This window comes from Blautia sp. St.27G3, assembly GCF_059728505.1.
The window spans coordinates 104,057-123,732 of sequence record NZ_BAAGFO010000004.1 but is presented as its reverse complement, the minus strand read 5'-3'; the positions used below and the strand labels follow the sequence as shown (position 1 = coordinate 123,732).

The 19,676-nt window shown below is 47.3% G+C and carries 16 protein-coding genes and 1 tRNA gene; 2 read left to right on the top strand and 15 right to left on the bottom strand.

What is annotated here, in order from left to right:
* Positions 1–15 precede the first annotated feature (15 nt).
* From AC6I2O_RS17970 to rimP, 14 genes are all read right to left on the bottom strand, one after another.
* Entirely contained in the window at positions 16–1,374 is a 1,359-nt protein-coding gene (locus AC6I2O_RS17970; protein WP_120391531.1) for a M18 family aminopeptidase, read from the bottom strand.
* Positions 1,375–1,376: 2 nt separating this feature from the next.
* Positions 1,377–3,410, bottom strand: a complete 2,034-nt coding sequence (locus AC6I2O_RS17965) for an ABC transporter substrate binding protein (protein WP_497743411.1) — start codon at positions 3,408–3,410, stop codon at positions 1,377–1,379.
* A gap of 135 nt (positions 3,411–3,545) precedes the next feature.
* Entirely contained in the window at positions 3,546–5,636 is a 2,091-nt protein-coding gene (locus tag AC6I2O_RS17960; RefSeq protein ID WP_120391529.1) for a polyribonucleotide nucleotidyltransferase, read from the bottom strand.
* 274 nt (positions 5,637–5,910) lie between these two features.
* The gene (gene rpsO, locus AC6I2O_RS17955) at positions 5,911–6,177 is read right to left on the bottom strand and encodes a 30S ribosomal protein S15 (protein ID WP_120391528.1); all 267 of its coding nucleotides are present in this window, start codon (positions 6,175–6,177) and stop codon (positions 5,911–5,913) included.
* A 123-nt stretch (positions 6,178–6,300) separates the two neighbouring features.
* Positions 6,301–6,747, bottom strand: coding sequence for a DUF3592 domain-containing protein (locus AC6I2O_RS17950; protein ID WP_497743410.1), 447 nt, complete (start codon positions 6,745–6,747; stop codon positions 6,301–6,303).
* On the bottom strand, positions 6,740–7,636 hold the full coding sequence (locus tag AC6I2O_RS17945) for a bifunctional riboflavin kinase/FAD synthetase (RefSeq protein ID WP_497743409.1): 897 nt from the start codon (positions 7,634–7,636) through the stop codon (positions 6,740–6,742). The genes AC6I2O_RS17950 and AC6I2O_RS17945 overlap by 8 nt, the downstream gene beginning before the upstream one ends.
* Positions 7,637–7,657: 21 nt before the next feature.
* Positions 7,658–8,617 carry a tRNA pseudouridine(55) synthase TruB gene (gene truB, locus AC6I2O_RS17940; protein ID WP_497743408.1) on the bottom strand — a complete coding sequence of 320 codons (960 nt, stop codon included), beginning with the start codon at positions 8,615–8,617 and terminating at the stop codon, positions 7,658–7,660.
* Positions 8,610–9,578, bottom strand: a complete 969-nt coding sequence (locus AC6I2O_RS17935) for a DHH family phosphoesterase (protein ID WP_497743457.1) — start codon at positions 9,576–9,578, stop codon at positions 8,610–8,612. The genes truB and AC6I2O_RS17935 overlap by 8 nt, the downstream gene beginning before the upstream one ends.
* A 16-nt stretch (positions 9,579–9,594) precedes the next feature.
* Complete coding sequence (rbfA, locus tag AC6I2O_RS17930) at positions 9,595–10,002, bottom strand: 30S ribosome-binding factor RbfA (RefSeq protein ID WP_497743407.1); 408 nt, start codon at positions 10,000–10,002, stop codon at positions 9,595–9,597.
* Between the two features lie 259 nt (positions 10,003–10,261).
* Positions 10,262–13,528, bottom strand: coding sequence for a translation initiation factor IF-2 (gene infB / locus AC6I2O_RS17925; protein ID WP_497743406.1), 3,267 nt, complete (start codon positions 13,526–13,528; stop codon positions 10,262–10,264).
* On the bottom strand, positions 13,506–13,853 hold the full coding sequence (locus AC6I2O_RS17920; RefSeq protein ID WP_120391521.1) for a L7Ae/L30e/S12e/Gadd45 family ribosomal protein: 348 nt from the start codon (positions 13,851–13,853) through the stop codon (positions 13,506–13,508). Before AC6I2O_RS17920 ends, infB begins: the two co-directional genes overlap by 23 nt.
* Positions 13,840–14,121, bottom strand: a complete 282-nt coding sequence (gene rnpM / locus AC6I2O_RS17915) for an RNase P modulator RnpM (protein ID WP_120391520.1) — start codon at positions 14,119–14,121, stop codon at positions 13,840–13,842. The genes AC6I2O_RS17920 and rnpM overlap by 14 nt, the downstream gene beginning before the upstream one ends.
* Before the next feature lie 3 nt (positions 14,122–14,124).
* The gene (gene nusA, locus AC6I2O_RS17910) at positions 14,125–15,423 is read right to left on the bottom strand and encodes a transcription termination factor NusA (protein WP_120391519.1); all 1,299 of its coding nucleotides are present in this window, start codon (positions 15,421–15,423) and stop codon (positions 14,125–14,127) included.
* Between the two features lie 17 nt (positions 15,424–15,440).
* Positions 15,441–15,908 carry a ribosome maturation factor RimP gene (rimP, locus tag AC6I2O_RS17905; protein WP_120391518.1) on the bottom strand — a complete coding sequence of 156 codons (468 nt, stop codon included), beginning with the start codon at positions 15,906–15,908 and terminating at the stop codon, positions 15,441–15,443.
* Between the two features lie 235 nt (positions 15,909–16,143).
* On the opposite strand from rimP, the gene AC6I2O_RS17900 reads away from it, so the two are divergent.
* Positions 16,144–16,214, top strand: a tRNA-Gly gene (locus AC6I2O_RS17900).
* A gap of 212 nt (positions 16,215–16,426) precedes the next feature.
* A complete protein-coding gene (locus AC6I2O_RS17895; RefSeq protein ID WP_497743405.1) occupies positions 16,427–17,320 on the top strand; it encodes a Fic family protein in 894 nt (297 codons plus the stop codon).
* Positions 17,321–17,439: 119 nt separating this feature from the next.
* On the opposite strand, the gene AC6I2O_RS17890 is transcribed toward AC6I2O_RS17895, so the two are convergent.
* Positions 17,440–19,644 (bottom strand): alpha-galactosidase, encoded by a 2,205-nt coding sequence (locus AC6I2O_RS17890; protein ID WP_497743404.1) that lies wholly within the window; start codon positions 19,642–19,644, stop codon positions 17,440–17,442.
* Positions 19,645–19,676 lie beyond the last annotated feature (32 nt).

Genomic DNA, 19,676 nt, shown 5'->3' with positions numbered 1-19,676 from the left:
CTTTCAGCTCTCCTTTTATGTGTTCTGTTTCTTGTCCATAAATGCGCTTTCTTGTTCCCTTGTCTCTATTTTGATTCCCTCATGAGATATCCCAATCCTGCTCTCATAAAATGTCTTGGAAACCTGCTTCAGATACAGTACATCCTTCGCCCCTGCCATCTCATAAGGCGAATGCATCGCAAGCTGTGCAAGCCCAATATCCACACAGCGCAGAGAAGCCTGCGTGTTAGAAATATTCCCCAGTGTTGACCCGCCTGCCATATCAGAACGGTTTGCATAGGTCTGATATGGAACGTCCGCATATTCGCACAAACGCCGGAAAACGGCTGTGCTGACTGCATCTGTCGTGTACTTCTGATCTGCATTGTATTTGATTACAATCCCATGATTCATCTGCGGCCGGTTTGCCGGATCCGCCATCTCCTGATGATTCGGGTGTACCGCATGCGCATTGTCTGCGGAGATCATAAAGCTCCCTGCCAGAAGCCGTCGATAATCCTCTCCTGAGCCGCCAAGGGCCTCGTTCATCCTGCTTAACGTGTCAACAAGGAACGTAGACCCAGCTCCCTGCCTTGAAACGCTGCCTGTCTCCTCATTATCAAAAGCACACAAAACTGAAATATTCTGAGGCGCATCTGCTTCGAGAAATCCCTGCAATGATCCGTACAGACACTGCAAATCGTCAAGGCGTGGGCTTGCGATGAATTCATTCCCGGCCCCCCAAAAAGTACCTCTCTGACGATTATACAGAAACAAATCCATTCCATAAATCTGTTTCTTATCAACACCCGCTTCTTCTGCAATCAGCTTCAAAAAAGAATCCTTTGCCGTTTCATCTCCAAAGACAGGGCACAGATCTACCTGGGCATTGTAAGCATAGCCCTCATTTACTTTCCGGTTCATATGAATCGCGAGGTTCGGAATCATAAGAAGATCCCGGTCGATATTCACCAGAACCTGACGAATCCTGTCTCCCGCCCATACCATCACACGGCCTGCAACCGACAGCGGACGGTCAAACCACGGCGCCATCAGCATTCCGCCATATTTTTCCACATTCAGCTTTGTATATTTTTTATCTGCATCCAGCTCTGGCAACTCTTTGACCTTAAAACAGGGCGAGTCCGTATGGCTGCTGATTAACTGAAATCCCTGATAGCTCTGCTCCGGAATCTGAAATGCAATCAAGGAAGAACTGTTTCTCGTCACATAGTAAGATTTGCCACGCTCCAGATTCCAGGCCTGATGCTCTTCTAATGCAAGAAACCCTCCGCTCTTTAGCTGTTCCTCCACATTTTTTATTACATGGAAACTCGTTGGACTCTGCGCAATAAATTGCAATAATTTCTCTGATTCTGCGTAAAACTGTTCCATATTTAATATTCCTTTATATCTTTAAAATTATATGACCCACTATTCAGACCAAGCTTTGCAGCCTCTTCTGTATTCCAGAGCACTTTTCCGTCTGCAAATGCGGCTACACATCCCTGTTTTACATGCCCTTCGTCCATTCCGATAACCGGAATCCCACCTTCGTCTGCGTAGGCACGTACTGTCTGAACCAACGGTGTGACCATGTCATCTTCAATACAAAGAATACAATCTGCCATACTTACCAGCTCAGATGCCACTATATCAATATCCATCTCTGAATCTATCTCAGAAGCAACGATTGTCAGCCCTCTGCTTGCTGCCAGCTTCTCATAAGATGCAAGCTGCTTTTTGGCGCCTTTGTTGCCTTTCGAATATATAATACCAACTGCCTGTACTTCAGGGAACAAAAGTTTCGCCAAATCCAGCTGACCTTCCGTACCTTCTTTTAAAACAACCGGCTTTTTGTTGTCTTCTTCTGGTTTATTCTCTGAAGCCGTTCCGGCTCCTTCCTCTGTCAGGTATTCACTTTTGATATAGCCATCTAAACCGTTTTCTTCTGCTTCATAATGAACCTTCGTCCAATCTCCCTGTGTACCGACTGCCTGTACCTTGGTCCCTGCAACCAGAAGTGAGAGAATTTCAGCTTCCGTGGATGGCTCTTTGCGAAGATTCACTCGGACAGTCACCTGCATAGTTTTTGTATTTGTCTGATTTTGTTCTGTCTCTGCTTCCTCCTCTGTTTCTGCCTCGCTCTGACGCTCCGTTTCTTCTTCGGATTCCGTCTCAGTTTCATTTTGTGCTTCTGTTTCTGCTGCTTCAGGAGTTTCCGGATCATTGGCTTGCGGCGCTGCTTCACTGCTCTGCACTGGTGTGCCTGCTGCTCCTGCCTCCTCCTGGAGACGCTCCAGCTCATCAGCAAGCGCTTCGCTCAGCGATTCGGGCGGAACCTGATTTAAAAATTCAGCTTTTACAAAAGCACTCACCACTTTATTATCATCATTCATGAACCGAATCTGAAGCCACTCATCCGCCTCTTCTTTTTCAACAACCACTTTTTCCTCTGCCTGCAAAGCTCCGACCTTGTCAGACTCTGTGGATGCTGTTTTCCTGACGTTTACTTTTTCCTTCGCCGTATAAAGCGTGTCTATGGCACTCAAAAACTCGGTCTTTACAAATCCATCCTGGAATCCATCAGAACCTTCATAGCGAATCTTGCTCCACTCATCATTCGCCTCAATCGCTGCCACACGCATACCACAAATCAAAAGCGCCTCAATCTCCGCCTCTGTGGACGGCTCCTGCCGGACATTTACGCGATCATTGATAATCCGTACTTCCGCCTTTGGTATCTCTTTTTCTGTTTCGGTTTCCGTCTCAGTCTCGGTTTCTTCTGTTTCAGTCTCTGTCTCTTCTTCTGTTTCAACCCCTGTCTGGGATTCCGTCCGTTCTTCCGTCTCAGCTTCTGTTCGATCCTCTGTCTGAACTTCCGTGTTCATATCTGCCTGTTCCACGGACTCAGACTGTTCTTCTGACTCTGACTCTTTTTCCGTCAGCCTTTCCGTTGCCTTTTGAGTTTCAGATACCTGTTCCGTCTGTTTTTCTGTTTGCTTTTCCGTTTCTTTCTGCTTCTCCGGCACTTTCTCTGTATCCGGTAAAGTCTCTGACTTTTGGTCTGTCTGTGTTCCAGCACCTTTCTGCTGGGCTTCCGGCAGCTGAAGCGTCTCCGGCTCAGTCGCAGCAATTGTCTCGGCCTGCGTCTCTTCTGTCTGTGTTTCTGCTACATTACCTGTCTGTTTTTCCACCCCCGCAGATGGTGTTTTTGTTTGATTACTCAGATCAAGTTCCATCGCAAGCGATTCTGCCTCTGAGCCTGATTCTGTGTCAGAATTGCTCTGTGTCATCTCAACGATTTCCATATCGGCAATCTCCAATGACTGGAGTTCTGTTTCTTTGTCACCCTGCAAATTGCTGCAACCTGACAAAACTGCCATCATCATGGAAATCCCTATTATTCCGGCAATCACTCTGTATTTCATCGCAATCCTCCTTATCTCCCCTGTTTTAAACACAAAGGAGCTGTTGCAAAATGCATGAAAAGTTCTTTGGACATCCCTGCGGGCTGCAAAAACCTTTCGGAAGCATTTTGCGGCAGCTCCCACATCTTAAATCTTTTATACTTCTTTTACATCTTTAATGCTGAAACTCATTCGTCCCATCTTATCTTTGCCAAGGCAAACAACCTTTACCTTGTCGCCAAGTGTGAGAACATCTTCCACACGGTTGATACGCTCTTTTGCAATCTTGGAAATGTGTACCATTCCCTCTTTGCCCGGAGCAAACTCAACAAATGCGCCAAACTCTTTAATGCTGACAACTTCACCTGTAAAAATCTGACCGGCCTCAAAGTCTGTCACAATAATTCGAATCATATCAGCTGCTTTATCCATCATCGTCTGGTCTGTTCCGCAGATGGATACCGCACCGTCATCTGTAATATCAATCTTTACGCCAGTGCGCTCAATAATCGTATTGATCGTCTTTCCGCGCTGTCCAACCACGTCTCCGATCTTCTGCGGATCAATCTGAAGCTGAATAATCTTCGGCGCATATTCGCTGACCGTCTCTCTCGGCTCCGCAATACACGGAATCATGATCTCATTCAAGATATAATCTCTTGCTTCATGTGTTCTCGCAATCGCTTCCTCCACAATCGGTCGGGTCAGGCCATGAATCTTGATATCCATCTGAATTGCAGTGATACCGTCTTTTGTTCCTGCCACTTTGAAATCCATATCGCCAAAGAAATCTTCCAGCCCCTGGATGTCAGTCAAAACAATATAATCATCATCTGTATCTCCTGTCACAAGTCCGCAGGAAATACCGGCAACCATCTTCTTAATCGGAACCCCGGCAGCCATCAGCGACATCGTGGATGCACAGATACTTGCCTGTGAAGTAGAGCCGTTGGATTCAAACGTTTCAGACACCGTACGAATTGCATATGGGAACTCTTCCTCAGAAGGAATAACCGGAACGAGTGCTTTCTCAGCCAGCGCTCCATGTCCGATCTCGCGGCGTCCCGGTCCGCGGCTGACCTTTGTCTCTCCCACCGAATAGGACGGGAAATTATAATGATGCATATACCTCTTGTTTGTAATATTTTCATCCAGACCATCCACCTTCTGTACCTCAGAAAGCGGAGCCAGTGTCGTCACAGTACAGATCTGTGTCTGTCCACGCGTGAACATCGCAGAACCATGCACTCTCGGAATGAGGTCAACCTCCGCAGCCAGCGGACGGATCTGCGTAATCGCACGTCCATCCGGACGCTTGTGATCCTTCAGAATCATCTTACGCACAGTCTTTTTCTGATACTGGTAAAGCGCTTCCGGAAGCAGGGACAGCCACTCCTCATGTTCTGCAAACGCCTCTTCCAGCTTTGCAGATACCTGGCGGATATTTTCTTCGCGCACCTGCTTTACATCTGTAAACACAGCTACTTCCATCTCTTCCGGGGTAACGACTTTTTTCATTGCTTCAAAAAGCTCCTCCGGAATTGCGCAGCTCTCATATGTGTGCTTCGGCTTGCCTACCTCTGCTACCATCTTGTCGATAAATGCAATGATCTCAAGATTAATCGCATGGCATTTGTAAATCGCATCCAGCATAACTTCATCTTTGATCTCATTGGCGCCTGCCTCGATCATAATGACCTTTTCACGCGTCGATGCAACGGTAAGCTGCAAATCGCCATTATCCCACTGAGTCTGCGACGGGTTCACAATCAGCGCTCCGTCTACCATACCCATCTGAGTCATCGCACACGGACCGTCAAACGGAATATCGGAAATCGCTGTCGAAATCGCTGCGCCAAGCATAGCAGTAAGCTCCGGACGGCACTGCGGATCTACCGACATAACCATGTTATTGAGGGTTACGTCGTTGCGGTAATCCTTCGGAAACAGCGGACGCATCGGACGGTCAATCACACGTGATGTGAGAATCGCATTTTCTGACGCACGTCCCTCTCTTTTATTAAAACCTCCCGGAATCTTTCCTACAGCATAAAATTTTTCTTCATATTCTACGCTCAGCGGGAAAAAGTCAATACCGTCCCTCGGCTTTTCTGACGCAGTAGCCGTGGAAAGAACAGTCGTATCACCATAGTGCATAAATGCACATCCATTTGCCTGCGCACCAACACGTCCCACATCAACAGTCAACGTACGCCCTGCAAGCTCCATCGAAAAACTCTTATACATCATTTGATCTCCTTTTCTACTTCTGCTAATCACTATTATCTCTTCACAAAGCCTGCGTCTGAAACAGTCCGCTCAAACGCTGAACCAAAAAAGTGATTTCTGCAAGAGTCCGAAACTACTGAAAAAAAGATTTGATGCTGTGCAAAAATCTGCTTTTCAGTGGTCTCGGCGACGTTCCTGCAAAAATCTTTCCCAATAAAAGTAATATGGGCTCTCCTGTTATCTTCAAAGCAATGCAAAGTAAGGGCGGAAAATCCGCCCTTGTTTTTGTGTCTTACTTTCTGATTCCAAGCTTTGCAATCAGCTCACGATAGCCTTCCAGATTTGTCTTCTTCAGATAAGCAAGAAGTCCACGTCTCTGACCAACCATTTTCAGAAGACCTCTTCTTGAATGATGATCCTTCGGATGTGTCTGAAGATGTGCTGTCAGCTCCTGAATTCTTGCTGTCAGGACTGCGATCTGAACTTCCGGTGAACCTGTATCACCAGGTGTTCTTGCATACTCGTTGATGATTGCTGTTTTCTTGTCTTTTGAAATCATGATAAATCCTCCTATTTTTTTAATCGCCTGTCTGCCAAGAGTACGGTCGGAGAATCCGATATTCCGGGCAGTGGCTAAAACTCATACTTGTTCAATATAGCATAGAAAATGGAAGCTGTCAACCTAAATGCGGACTCCCGACGCATACATGAAAAACAGCAAAAAACCTGCCAGAATGAAACACGCGCTTAAAATATTTGCAGCGCTGCCAAGCTGATAAAATAAATTCCGGTCCTCAATCTGAAAGTGTTCCGGAGCTGATTCATCATAAGCAATGCGAACCTTCTGCCCACGGTAATATGGACAGGGATATGTATCCGCAGAGTCACGGACTTTTATTAAATGTCCTTCCGCGTAAAATTCAAACACAGCTACCTGATAGTTTCGAAATTCTGATAAAGACGCTGCGCCTTTGCGCGGTTCCGTAACGATATCCACGACTCGCGCCTCCGCACGCCCTTTATACACTTCGTTTTTCTGTGCAAAAAACTTAAAAAACGCTCCGGCCCCAGCCAAAAGAATTCCCAGAAAAATAAGCAGCACACTGACGCTCCAAAGTATATTATACACGGAAATACTCCTTTCCTGCCTGTATATCCTTCTGCATCTGAGCTTTCAGTTCTTCTACTGAATCAAATTTTCGCTCCTGCCTGCGGAATTTCATCAGGCTGACTTCAAGCTCTTTCCCGTACATGTCCTCATTTGTCCCGAACAGATAGGTCTCCGCACCGAGAAAGGAACCATCTACCGTCGGCTTATAGCCTACATTTGTCATGCCAAAATAGGTACGCCCTTCACAAACCGTCCGGCTGAAATATACCCCGGGCGGCGGAAGTAATTTTTTATCCTCCGGGATCAGATTCACAGTCGGCATCCCCAGCTTGCGGCCCAGCTTGCGGCCATGCTGTACAGTCCCTTTTACGAGATACGGATAACCAAGCAGTTCCGTCACCAGCTCCATGTCTGCTCCGGCCAGCGCTTCTTTCACATAGGTACTGCTGATTTCCCTCTCGCCCAGACACTCTTTTTCCATCACTCGCAGTGTAAATCCGTACTCCTGCTGAAGCGCCCCAAGTAGCCGTACATCCCCTGTTCTCTGATGTCCGAACCGAAAATCTGTTCCAACCACAATATAGTTCGCCTGCAATTTTTTTATCAGAATTTCCGACACAAAAGTTTCCGGGTCCATACTCAGAATTTCCGGTACAAACGGGCACCGTATCATGCAGTCGATTCCGTACTGCTCCACCATCCAACGTTTTTCGTCCGTTGAGAGAAGCACCGGAAGCTTTTCCGATGAAATGGTAAAAACAATCCCGCGAAGTCCCTGCTCTTCCTGCAATTTCTTCACTTCCCTCAGCAGCTTCTGATGCCCTCTGTGAAATCCGTCAAATTTCCCAAGTGTGACAACCGAAGGTACTTCTGAATAAAATTCTGTCGTGTCGTGTATATATATCATCAGTTTCCCGGCCAGCTCCTTTTATAAAAACATTTTTACTGCCTTATAGCAGGCATTCTCGTGATTCCATCCGTAAATTGCCAAAAATTCTCCATCCGGGCTGTACAGACGCAGCTGCTCTGCCGGATTTTCCAGACGGCAACTCTTTTCGTCACCTGTCCCTGCCGCCGCACACGCTTCCTCTCCCACCTCTTGCATATATTGGCTGCACATCAAGCGCTGTGGGAGCGGGTTGCCATTGCGCACCATTCGTTCCATCTGCGCAGTTAATGTAAAAGACGGAAACTGCATAAATACGGAATCTGTTGGCTGAACGATCTTCCCCAGCTCTCCCTGATCTCTGTAACGGACAATTTCGTCCAGTCTGACACTATCCTTCACCAAAAAAGGACCGACCTGCGTGCGCAGCAGCGCCTTCATACAGCCCCCACAACCGAGCACTGCGCCAATATCGTGACAAAGTGTCCGGATATAGGTCCCTTTTGAACAGCGAACCGTAAAAACCACCTCAGGAAAACGAATCTCTTCCACCTGAATCTTTTCAATCGTAATCGTCCTTGGCCTGCGCTCCACTTCAATCCCCTGGCGGGCCAGATCATACAGCTTCTTCCCATTCACTTTCAAGGCTGAATACATCGGCGGAATCTGCTCCTGCGTTCCGACAAAACCTGAAATACATGGCAGTAGCTCCTCTTCTGTACAGTGTACCGGCGCATTCTGTATCACTGTCCCTGTCAAATCCTGCGTGTCAGTCACGGTGCCCAGCAATAAAACCGCCCGATACTCCTTTGTCTTATCTGTCAGCAACTCACAGACCTTTGTCCCGTTTCCAAGACAAACCGGAAGCACGCCCTGTGCCTCCGGATCAAGTGTTCCTGTATGACCAATTTTCTTTTGTTTCAAAATACCACGCAGCTTTGCCACCACATCATGAGAGGTATAGCCGCACTCTTTATATACATTAATGATTCCGTTAATCACTGTCTCTCTCCTGACGAAGCTGTTTCTCAATATGAAGTGTAATATTGTTCACAACATCATAGATGCTTCCCTGCATGGTACAGCCTGCGGCTCTTATATGGCCGCCGCCGCCAAAATATGCAGCTATCGTACTTACATCCACAAATTCTCTGGAGCGAAGGCTCACCTTAAAGGTCTGTGGCGAAACCTCGTAGAGAAAAATGGCAGCCTCTGTATCTGCCGTACTCATAAGCACCTGCACAATTCCATCCAGGTCAGACGGACCGACTCCGTAAAAATCCATTTCCTTCTGACGGATCGCACTGAAAATCACCTTCTTATCCATCAGAAGAATGCTTTCCAGAAGCGCTCTTCCCAGAATCTGATTCTGGTGATACGTCTTATCATAAAAAGTACGGTTGATGATCCCCGCTGCATCAATTCCTTTTCTCATTAAAGTTGCCGCAATCTCCATCGTTTCTGGAGACGTACACGAATGCCGGAACACACCCGTATCATGCACAAGCCCCATATACAGATTCTCAGCAGTCTCAACTGGCATTTTTTCCTCGTCAAGCAGCCTGAAAACAAGCTCTGACGTGGAACTCGCATCCGGTACAATATAATTTACATCCGCAAAGCCTCCATTGCTGACATGATGATCAATACAAATCACACGTTTCGCCCGTTTTTTCAGCTCTGCGAATCCCCCAAGACGTTTTTCATCTGCGCAGTCAAGGCAGAAAAAAACATCCGGCGCTTCATTCTCTCCAACTTCATGAAAAACTTCATCAATTCCAGGCACTTTACTGTATGCCTGTGGCGTGTTTTCCAAATACACTCTGACATCTGTCTCAGGATAATTTTTCTTCAGATAATGGTACAACCCCAGACAGGAACCTGTTGCATCCCCGTCAGGTCTTACATGGCCTGCAATCGCCACGAACCGTACCTGTTTCAATTCTTCTGCAAGATTGATCATAGCGCTCATCCCTTCTTTATTCAGCCCCTTCTTCCATGGTATTCTGGTCTGCGGAATTACGCTTCTTCTCATCGGTATCAATGACCTGATCGATCAAATGGGATATGCTGACCCCATACGCGATCGACTGATCCAGAATAAAACGGATTTCCGGTGTATTGCGCAGATTTACCGTACGTGCAAGCTGACGGCGGATATAACTCTCCGCGCTTTTCAGACCTGCCAGCGTATCGGCTGCCGCCTTTTCGTCTCCGAACACTGAAATATATGCCTTGCATGTTTTCAGGTCCGGTGCCACCTCTGCGGCTACCACAGAGGTCATTGGAGCAATCCTCGGGTCCTTGATTTCATTCTGGATGATACGGGACAGCTCTTTTTGCACTTCGCCGTTGATTCTGGTATTTTTTATACTGTTTTTTCTCAATTCACATTCCTGCCTTTTCAATATTTGGCTATATGGAGAAACTTTAAATGTGGTGGATTCGTGGGACGCACGGGGCGGTATTGGTATGGTATGGTTTACTATACAATACATTGGTTCCGCGGGACACCGCCGTGCTCCGACCTCGATTCCGCTTTGCTTCATCTCGGTCGCGGGCTTTCGCCCTAGCATTAACCGCTAAGACGCTTCTCCGTGAGCAAGCTCCCGGACGCGTCCACGCGGTTAATGGCACGGCCCAATGCTAACGCGGAACTTCCACCATTGTATAAGCTTCAATGCGGTCTTCTTCCTGGATGTCGTTGAATTTCTCGAATACGAGACCACATTCATAACCGGCTTTTACTTCTTTTACATCGTCTTTAAAACGTTTCAGGGATGCAAGTGCGCCGTCGAAGATCACTTTGTCATCTCTTATGATTCTTGCAGAACAGCCGCGCTGGAAAATTCCATCCAGTACGTAAGATCCTGCAATTGTTCCGATACCGGATGCTTTGAATGTCTGGCGTACCTCGGCATGGCCGATTACTTTTTCTTCGAAAATCGGATCCAGCATTCCCTTCATAGCTGCTTCCACATCTGCAATTGCATCGTAAATAACACGGTACAGACGGATATCAACGCCTTCCCGCTCTGCGCTGGATTTTGCCATTACATCCGGACGCACATTAAAGCCGATAATAATCGCACTTGAAGCAGACGCCAGAATTACGTCAGATTCATTGATTGCACCAACGCCTCCGTGAATAATCTTCACGATTACTTCCTCATTAGAAAGTTTCAGAAGACTCTGTTTTACTGCCTCCACGGAGCCCTGAACATCTGCTTTCACAATGATGTTCAACTCTTTCAGATTACCTGCCTGAATCTGAGAAAACAGGTCATCCAGAGACATTCTTGATCTTGTCTCCTCAAGCATTCGCTCTCTTCCTTCACTGATGAAGGTCTCTGCAAAGCTTCTCGCCTCTTTTTCGGAATCCATTGACATAAATATCTCGCCGGCTCCCGGTACATCGCTGAATCCGAGAATCTCTACCGGAGTAGAAGGTCCTGCCTCTTTTACGCGACGACCCTTATCATCCATCATGGCCCTTACTTTTCCATAGCAAGCGCCTGCAGCCACCGGATCACCGACACGCAAGGTACCTTTCTGTACGAGCACCGTAGCCACCGGGCCCTTACCCTTGTCAAGCTCTGCCTCGATTACAAGGCCTCTTGCCTTTCTCTTCGGATTTGCTTTCAGTTCAGCAACCTCCGCTGTCAGCAGAATCATTTCAAGGAGCGTATCAATACCTTCGTGTGTATGCGCTGACACAGGAACAAAGATTGTGCTTCCGCCCCAATCCTCCGGAATCAGCTCATACTCTGAGAGTTCCTGTTTTACTCGCTCAATATTCGCGCCCTGCTTATCAATTTTATTAATTGCAACAATTATTTCAGTACCTGCTGCTTTCGCATGGTTGATTGCCTCTACGGTCTGCGGCATTACGCCATCATCTGCTGCGACAACAAGAATCGCAATATCCGTCGCATTCGCGCCACGCATACGCATTGCCGTAAACGCCTCATGGCCCGGCGTATCTAAAAATGTAATCTTCTGTCCGTCAATCGAAACCACATAAGCACCGATATGCTGTGTAATTCCTCCTGCTTCTCTGTCAATCACATGTGTATCACGAATCGCATCCAGAAGGGAAGTCTTACCATGGTCAACGTGTCCCATCACACATACAACCGGTGAACGTGGTACCAATGTCTCTTCTGCGTCATCCTCTTCCTTCAGCAGCTCTTCCAGTATATCTACTTTTACTTCTTTTTCACAGATACAGTTAAATTCAAGCGCAATTTCCTCTGCCTTTTCGAAATCCACTTCCTGATTCACTGTAACCATAGTTCCCTGAAGAAACAGCTTCTTTACTACAGCAGAAGGTACTACTTTCATCGCTTCTGCCAGCTCAGAAATTGTCAGCTTCTCCGGTATTGTGATTGTCTTGATTGTATCTTCCGGTTTTTCTACCGGCTTAGGAGCCGGGGCTTTTATCGGCTGATTTTTCTTCGAAGTACCCTTTTGGCCCTGGCGAACATTCTTCTCCATTCTCTCAAGCTTATCACCTTTGTCTGCGCGGTTTCTGTCTCCGCGCTCAACGCGCTTTCTACTCTCTTTCTCAAGCGGTTTGGATTCTGTCGGTGCTTTCGGCACTGCGCCTGCATGTGGTGCCTGCCCTCTGCCCTGATTGCCTCCCTGGTAACGACCACCCGGACCACGGTTCTGTCCATCGCCCTGGTAACGGCTTCCCTGGCCACGGTTCTGTCCGTCGCCCTGGTAACGGCCTCCCTGGCCGCGGTTCTGTCCGTCGCCCTGGTAACGGCTTCCCTGGCCACGGTTCTGTCCGTCACCCTGGTAACGGCCTCCCGGACCACGGTTCTGTCCGTCACCCTGGTAACGGCTGCCCTGGCCGCCCTGGCCACGGTTTTGTCCGTCGCCCTGGTAACGGCCTCCCTGGCCACGATTCTGTCCATCGCCCTGGTAACGGCCTCCCTGGCCGCGGTTTTGTCCGTCACCCTGATAGCGGCCTCCCTGGCCGCGGTTCTGTCCATCACCTTGGTAACGGCTTCCCTGGCCGCGGTTCTGTCCATCACCCTGATAACGGTTTCTCTGTCCATCGCCCTGGTAACGGCCATCCTGTGAACGGATACCACTCTGCGGGCGAGTTTCTGTCTGATTCTGAGGTCTTGGATTTCCCTGTTCATTCTGGCGCAAAGTGCCGGTTGTCTGCGCGTTGCCTGCTGTAACTGATACGCTCTGCGCGGTCACTTTTCCTGTATCCTGTGCTGTTCTCTGCGGTTCAGCTGCTGCTGGCTTCTCAGTTCCAGCCTGACTCTGCGGACGTACTGCTTCCGTATCCGGCTTTGCTGCCATTGGCTGCCCCTGCGGACGTACTGCTTCTGATGCTGGTCTTGCCGCTGCCGACTGTCCCTGCGGACGGCCTGCTTCTGCCGCTGGTCTTGCTCCCGGCTGTCCCTGTGCTGCTGGTCTTGCTCCCGGCTGTCCCTGTGGGCGCGCTACTCCTGCGGACGGCCTTGTTCCTGGCTGTCCCTGCGGACGTGCTGTCCCTGGCGCCGGTCTTGCCCCTGGCTGTCCCTGTCCTCTTACCGTTCCTGCACCTGCCTGTTTCGGCCTGCCACCTGGCTTTACCATTCCTGTCTTGCTGTTCTGAGGACGGAACACCTGAATGATATTCTTTTTCTTTGGCTGTGCAACTCCCTCTCCATCCGGTTTCTTTACGGAATCCTTTTCTGTTCCCTTTTCTGGATTCTGTTCCATACGTTCCTCCTCCTTTATCCTCTCAGTCTTCCCTGTTAATAACGCTCTCACTTTCCCGGCATCTGCTTCTTCCACATTACTCATATGGCTTTTCACTTCCACACCAAGCCTTTGCAGCGCTGTAATCACATCTTTATTATCCTTTGCCAGCTCTTTGGCCAGCTCATGAACTCTGATTTTTGCCATTCTCATAACCTCCGTCCCTCATACTGACTATCTTCTTTTCCAAAGACTGCGAAAGCCCGGCATCCGTTACCGCAATAGACGCACGAAATTCACATCCAACCGCAGCTCCGAGTGCATCCTTCGTCCCGTAGCAAAAGATCGGAACTTCGTAAAAGGCACACATATTCCGGAACTTCTTCTTCGTATTTTCCGAAGCTTCCTCCGAGATGATCACAAGACTGGCTTTTCCTGATTTGACAGCATGTTCTGTCTGAAATTCACCGGCTGCAATCTTACCTGCTTTCTTTGCAATACCAATCAGCGATAATACGCTATCTCTCTTCAAATAATTCAATCTCCTTCTTCAGACTCTCATACGCCTCTTCTGGCACCCGACATTTCAGCGACCGTTCCAGTCCTTTACTCTTTACTGCCTTTTCAAAACATTCCATAGAACGGCACACATACGCGCCTCTGCCATTTTTCCGGCCTGTCGTATCGAGAACAATCTCACCCTCAGCCGTACGGAGAATCCGCATCATTTCTTTTTTGCTTTTCATTTCCTGACAGCCCGTGCACTTGCGCAGCGGAACCTTTTTTGCCTGTACTGCCATCTTTTACTCCTGCTCTCCTGGCTGCGGCTCATCATTTGCCGGATCTTCCCCGGCATCCGCCTGTTCACGGTCCTGATATGGCTCATCCACACCAGCATCCGGTTCTGCGCCATCCTGCGCATAAACTCCATCCTCCGGATATGTATCATCCTCAGAATATTCGCCATCCTCATAATAATCTTCTTCATAGTACTCGCCGTTTTCCTCGTCGTAGTACTCATCCTCATAATAATCTTCTTCATATTCCAGAAGATCTCCGGACTCTCTCGCCTGCGTTTCGCTCTTAATATCAATCTTAAATCCGGTCAGACGGGCTGCCAGACGGGCATTCTGTCCCTCCTTGCCAATCGCAAGGGAAAGCTGATAGTCCGGAACAACAACCTTAGCCGTCTTTTCATCCCCATCTGCAATAACCGAAATAACCTTCGCAGGACTCAAAGCATTCTCGATCAGAAGCGCTGCATTTTCATCCCAGTTGATAATATCAATCTTTTCTCCATGAAGCTCATCCACAACTGCGTTTACTCTCGCTCCGTTCAGACCCACGCACGCACCCACTGGATCAACATCCGGATTGTTCGACCACACAGCCATCTTCGTCCTGCTGCCAGCCTCTCTCGCAATACTCTTGATCTCAACCGTACCATCCCGAACTTCAGTTACCTCAGACTCAAACAGACGTTTGACAAATTCCGGATGTGTTCTGGAAACAAGAATCTTCGGCCCCTTTGGCGTATCTTTTACCTCCAGCACAAAAACTTTAATTCGCTCTGTCGGACGGTACGTCTCGCCCTTAATCATCTCTTCAGCGTTCAGCATCGCATCTACTTTTCCGAGGTTGACACTAATATTTCTTCCAAGATAACGCTGTACGACACCTGTTACGATGTCTCTTTCTTTTTCATAATACTCATTATACAGAACCTTTCGTTCTTCCTCACGAATTTTCTGAAGAATCACATTTTTCGCATTCTGCGTTGCAATACGTCCGAATTCCTTTGACTTGATATCTACACGTACGATATCCCCCAGCTCGTATCTGGTATCCTTTATTTTTGCGTTTGTCAGGCTGATCTCCATCAGATCATCCTCTACTCTTTCGACAACCGTTTTCTCTGCATAAACTTCAAACTCACAAGTATTCGGGTCAATGTTAACCACTACATTGCTGGCATCTGCTTTTCCGTAGTGATTTTTACATGCCTGCAGCAGTGACTGCTTAATTGCATCGAGCAGAGTTTCCTTGCTGATATTTTTCTCTCTCTCAAGGATCGTCAGTGCTTCAAACAATTCGTTATTCATGATTGGTATCCTCCCTGTTAGAAATCAAAGGCCAGCCTGACCAACGCAATGTCGGAACGGTCAAACTCCATTGTTTCCTGATTTTCTGCTTCTATCACAATTTTTTCTTTATCATATTCTTTCAGAATACCGGTAAATTCTTTCTGATGATTGATCGGTCGGAACGTGCGCACCTCAATTTCCTCACCCAGACTGCGCGCAAAATCCTTCTCCTTTTTCAGCGGCCGGCCAAGCCCCGGAGAACTGACTTCCAGAATATATGCTTCTTCTATAAAATCATGCTGGTCCAACAGATCGCTGAGCGCGCGGCTTATAATTTCACAGTCATCCACCGTAATCCCGCCCTGCTTATCAATATATGCCCGCAGGTACCAGTTTCCACCCTCTTTTACGTATTCCACATCCACCAGCTCAAACTGATGCTTTTCCACAAGCGGTAAAAGCAGCTCTTCGGTTTTCTGCTCATACGTCTCCTTTTTACTCATCCACAATCCTCCCAAAAGTCCGGTTTTCTTGTTTACAATCATTTTCACAAATAAGAGTGGACCACTCGGCCCACTCTTATGATCTAGTATAATATGAAATTCTTTGTTCATCATAACACCAATTTCTGTCAAATGCAAGCGTTTCTTTTCAGAAAATCACCTTCACCGGATTTTGGAAAAATAAATTAATTTTGCTTGCAATTCCCAACTGATATGGTATAATAACAAAACAGATGCGGATATAGTTCATTGGTAGAACACCAGCTTCCCAAGCTGGATAGGCGGGTTCGATTCCCGTTATCCGCTTTATAAATATTAGATATTATTTCAGGCGGATTTATATGGATTTTATTTGTAAAGCTTAATAAACTTAACAAGAACTAGAAGAGTAAATTATTTTTGCTCTTCTATTTTTATATCATTTTCTATATGAAAACAGAAAAGGAGAATCCAGTTCCTTTAGTCGTTATTAATTCAGTAATAGGATATAGCGTTTTAGTAAGCGAGGTGGACGATTTATGTATATGACGGTAAAGCAGGCTGCAGAGAAGTGGGGTATTCCTGACAGGCGTGTGCGCATATTATGCGCAGAAGGAAAGATTTCCGGTGCTACCCGTGACGGTCTCATTTGGATGATTCCGATAGACGCAAAAAAACCGGAGAATGGACGGGTTAAATCAATGGAAAGTCCGTTGACAGCTATAGACAGAAAGAAAAGAGAACTGGATACCAGACGCCCTCTAACCGCAGGTGAATTAGAACGCCTAACCGAGGAATTCATTGTTGAGTACACCTATAATTCCAATGCAATTGAGGGAAATACTCTAACATTGCGCGAGACGGATATGGTTTTGCGTGGTCTAACGATTGACAGAAAACCGTTAAAAGACCATTTAGAAGCAGTCGGACATAAAGAGGCATTTGAATTCGTGCAGGATTTAGTAAAAGATCAGGTACCATTATCGGAACGTATTATCAAACAGATTCATTACCTTGTACTGGCGGATAAACGGGAGGACCGGGGTGTTTACAGAAAAGTACCTGTCAGGATCATGGGTGCGGAACATGAACCAGTACAGCCATATCTGATCCAGCATAAAATGGAACAGTTGCTAGAGGATTATAGAAACAGTACGGAGCATGTCATTCCCCGTCTGGCATGGTTTCATATTGAATTTGAGAGAATACACCCTTTTATTGATGGAAACGGCAGAACCGGCCGATTGCTTGTAAATTTAGAATTGATGAAAGCCGGATTTCCGCCGATTAATATTAAGTTTTCAGATCGGGTTTCATATTATAATGCGTTTGATAAGTATCATGTAAAACATAATCTTGGTCCGATGGAAAAGCTATTTGCAGATTATGTAAATGCAAGGCTGGATAGTTACCTGATGATGCTAGAAGAATAGCCATTGCCGACAGCTTTGTCGCCGGAAACTTCAGCCTGCAAAAAAGGCTCCTGTTTTTTCCAGGCTCCTCCTTGGCAGGCTGGCTGTGATCCCTATCTCCAATATTTTACAGCAAAGTTTTATCTATTCCTTTTGGCTTTTCTTTCAATCACTGCCATCCAGGAATCATAATTCTCACGCGGCTTTGGCAGTATGCAGCCCCCCCGCATCAGAGCTGCTCCGGTGTATTCCTGACCATCCAGTTCATAAACTGCATCCGGAATCAGTCCTCTCCATTTGATCCTCTGCGGTTTCGGATTTCCATGAAGATCTGTGTAAACGACACTCAGGGAGGCTTTGCTGCCATCGGGCATCACATAACTCCACGCAGTGAAATCGTGATGCTCAAATGGAGAACTGAGACGGTAATAGTCTCCTTTCTGGAACAGCTCATAGTGCATATTGTAAAATTCTACCTGTTCTTTTGCCTGTCTAATCTCTTCCTCGCTGAGTTTGTCCAAATCCAGTTCATATCCGAAAGCGCCCTGCATCGCACAGATACCACGCGTCTGAAATGGCGTTACCCGCCCATTCTGGTGGTTCGGGCAGACAGAAACGTGAGCTGCTACCGTTGACATCGGATAGCCGAACGAAGTGCCGTAGTGAATACGCAACCGCTCGATTGCATCCGTATTGTCGCTGCACCAGATCTGCGGCACATAGTACAGCATGCCTGCATCGTATCTTCCACCGCCACCACTACAGCCTTCGATCAGCAGATCCGGATACCTCGACAGAATATATTCCATCACCTCATACAGACCCAGAATATATTTATGCCGCACAGCCCCTTGACTCAGGTAGGGGGCTGCCGAGCTGAATACATTGTCCACGCTCCGGTTCATGTCCCATTTGATGTATGCAATATTCGCCATGCCAAGTAACTGGTCTATCGACGCTTTCATATATTCAATGACTTCCCGCCTCGAAAGGTCAAGGGTGAGCTGGTTCCGGCCACGAACAGGGTCGCGGCCCGGAATAGTCATGGCCCAGTCCGGATGTTCACGGTACAGATCACTATTCTCGGATACCATCTCCGGCTCAATCCAGATCCCGAATTGCAGCCCCATTTCATTGACCTGCTCTACCAGTTCCCGCAGAGTACACCCAAGCTTTTCTTCATTTACATACCAGTCCCCGAGTCCGGAATTATCATCGTCACGCTTTCCAAACCAGCCGTCGTCAAGTACGAGCATATCCAGACCAATTCTGGCCGCCTGCTGTGCTATCTGCAAAAGCTTCTTTCCTGTAAAATCAAAATAGGTAGCTTCCCAATTGTTCACAAGCACCGGACGTTTTTTATTTTTCCACGGACTGCGGATCAGATTTTCAGACATGGCCCGCTGCATTGTACGAGTCAGATCACCCAAGCCCTGGTCTGTGTAGGAAAGTACTGCCTCAGGCGTTACAAATTCTTCGTCTTTATTTAGAATCCATTCGAATTCCTCATCATGGATTCCGCAGGTAACTCTCACGCCTTCAAACTGATCGACTTCTGCCTGAATCTGAAAGCTTCCGCTGTATAAAAGAGAAAGGCCGCAGCAGCTTCCAAATTCTTCTGTCGTATCCTTTCCGCAAAGAATTGCAAAAGGGTTTTGCTGATGGCTCGAGGTCCCACGGTTGCTTCCAATCTCAGTCACACCACTGTGCAGAGTGCGCCGGTCAAACTGCCGTTCTCCTGCGTGTTTTCCGTGAAAGCAGATGAATGCATCCATTCCCTCCGGAAAATCAAGGCTCATGCTCATTGCTCTTTTCAGTCTCAGCGGCACATTGCTCCTGTTTTGTATCACTGCTGCCCTCGTAATGATGTCTTTTTCCTCAAAAACACCATAAAACAGCGTTACATAAACTTCCTCATACAAATCCTTTAACACAATACGCAGCGTATGTACTTTCTCCTCTTTGCCTGCAAAGAAAGCTGGCAGCCCTGGCAATGCATATTTCCCATCTGAAATCTCATACCCGCCATAGCGCAGGTCAAGAGCTGGCACTCTGCCTTCCAAACCGGCACGCAGCGCCTTAATCCGGAAATCTCCGTTGCCATGCACGGAATACTCCTGCGGATAAAAGTCCAGAGAATAATTCCGATTTCCGCCATGCTCCGACGGCTGTGCACAAAACCCATGATCATCCGGAACAATCAGATAAGAGTAATCACTCTCATCTGTCCCTGCTCCAAAATACGTATGCAAAAGCACGCCCTGCTCATCAATCTTCATCTGATAGGTGCTCTTCTTCATCTGAAGTGTAAAAGTTTTTGCCTTGCTGTCAAATAAGATCGCCATATCAAATCCCTTTCATAACTATATACTTATAC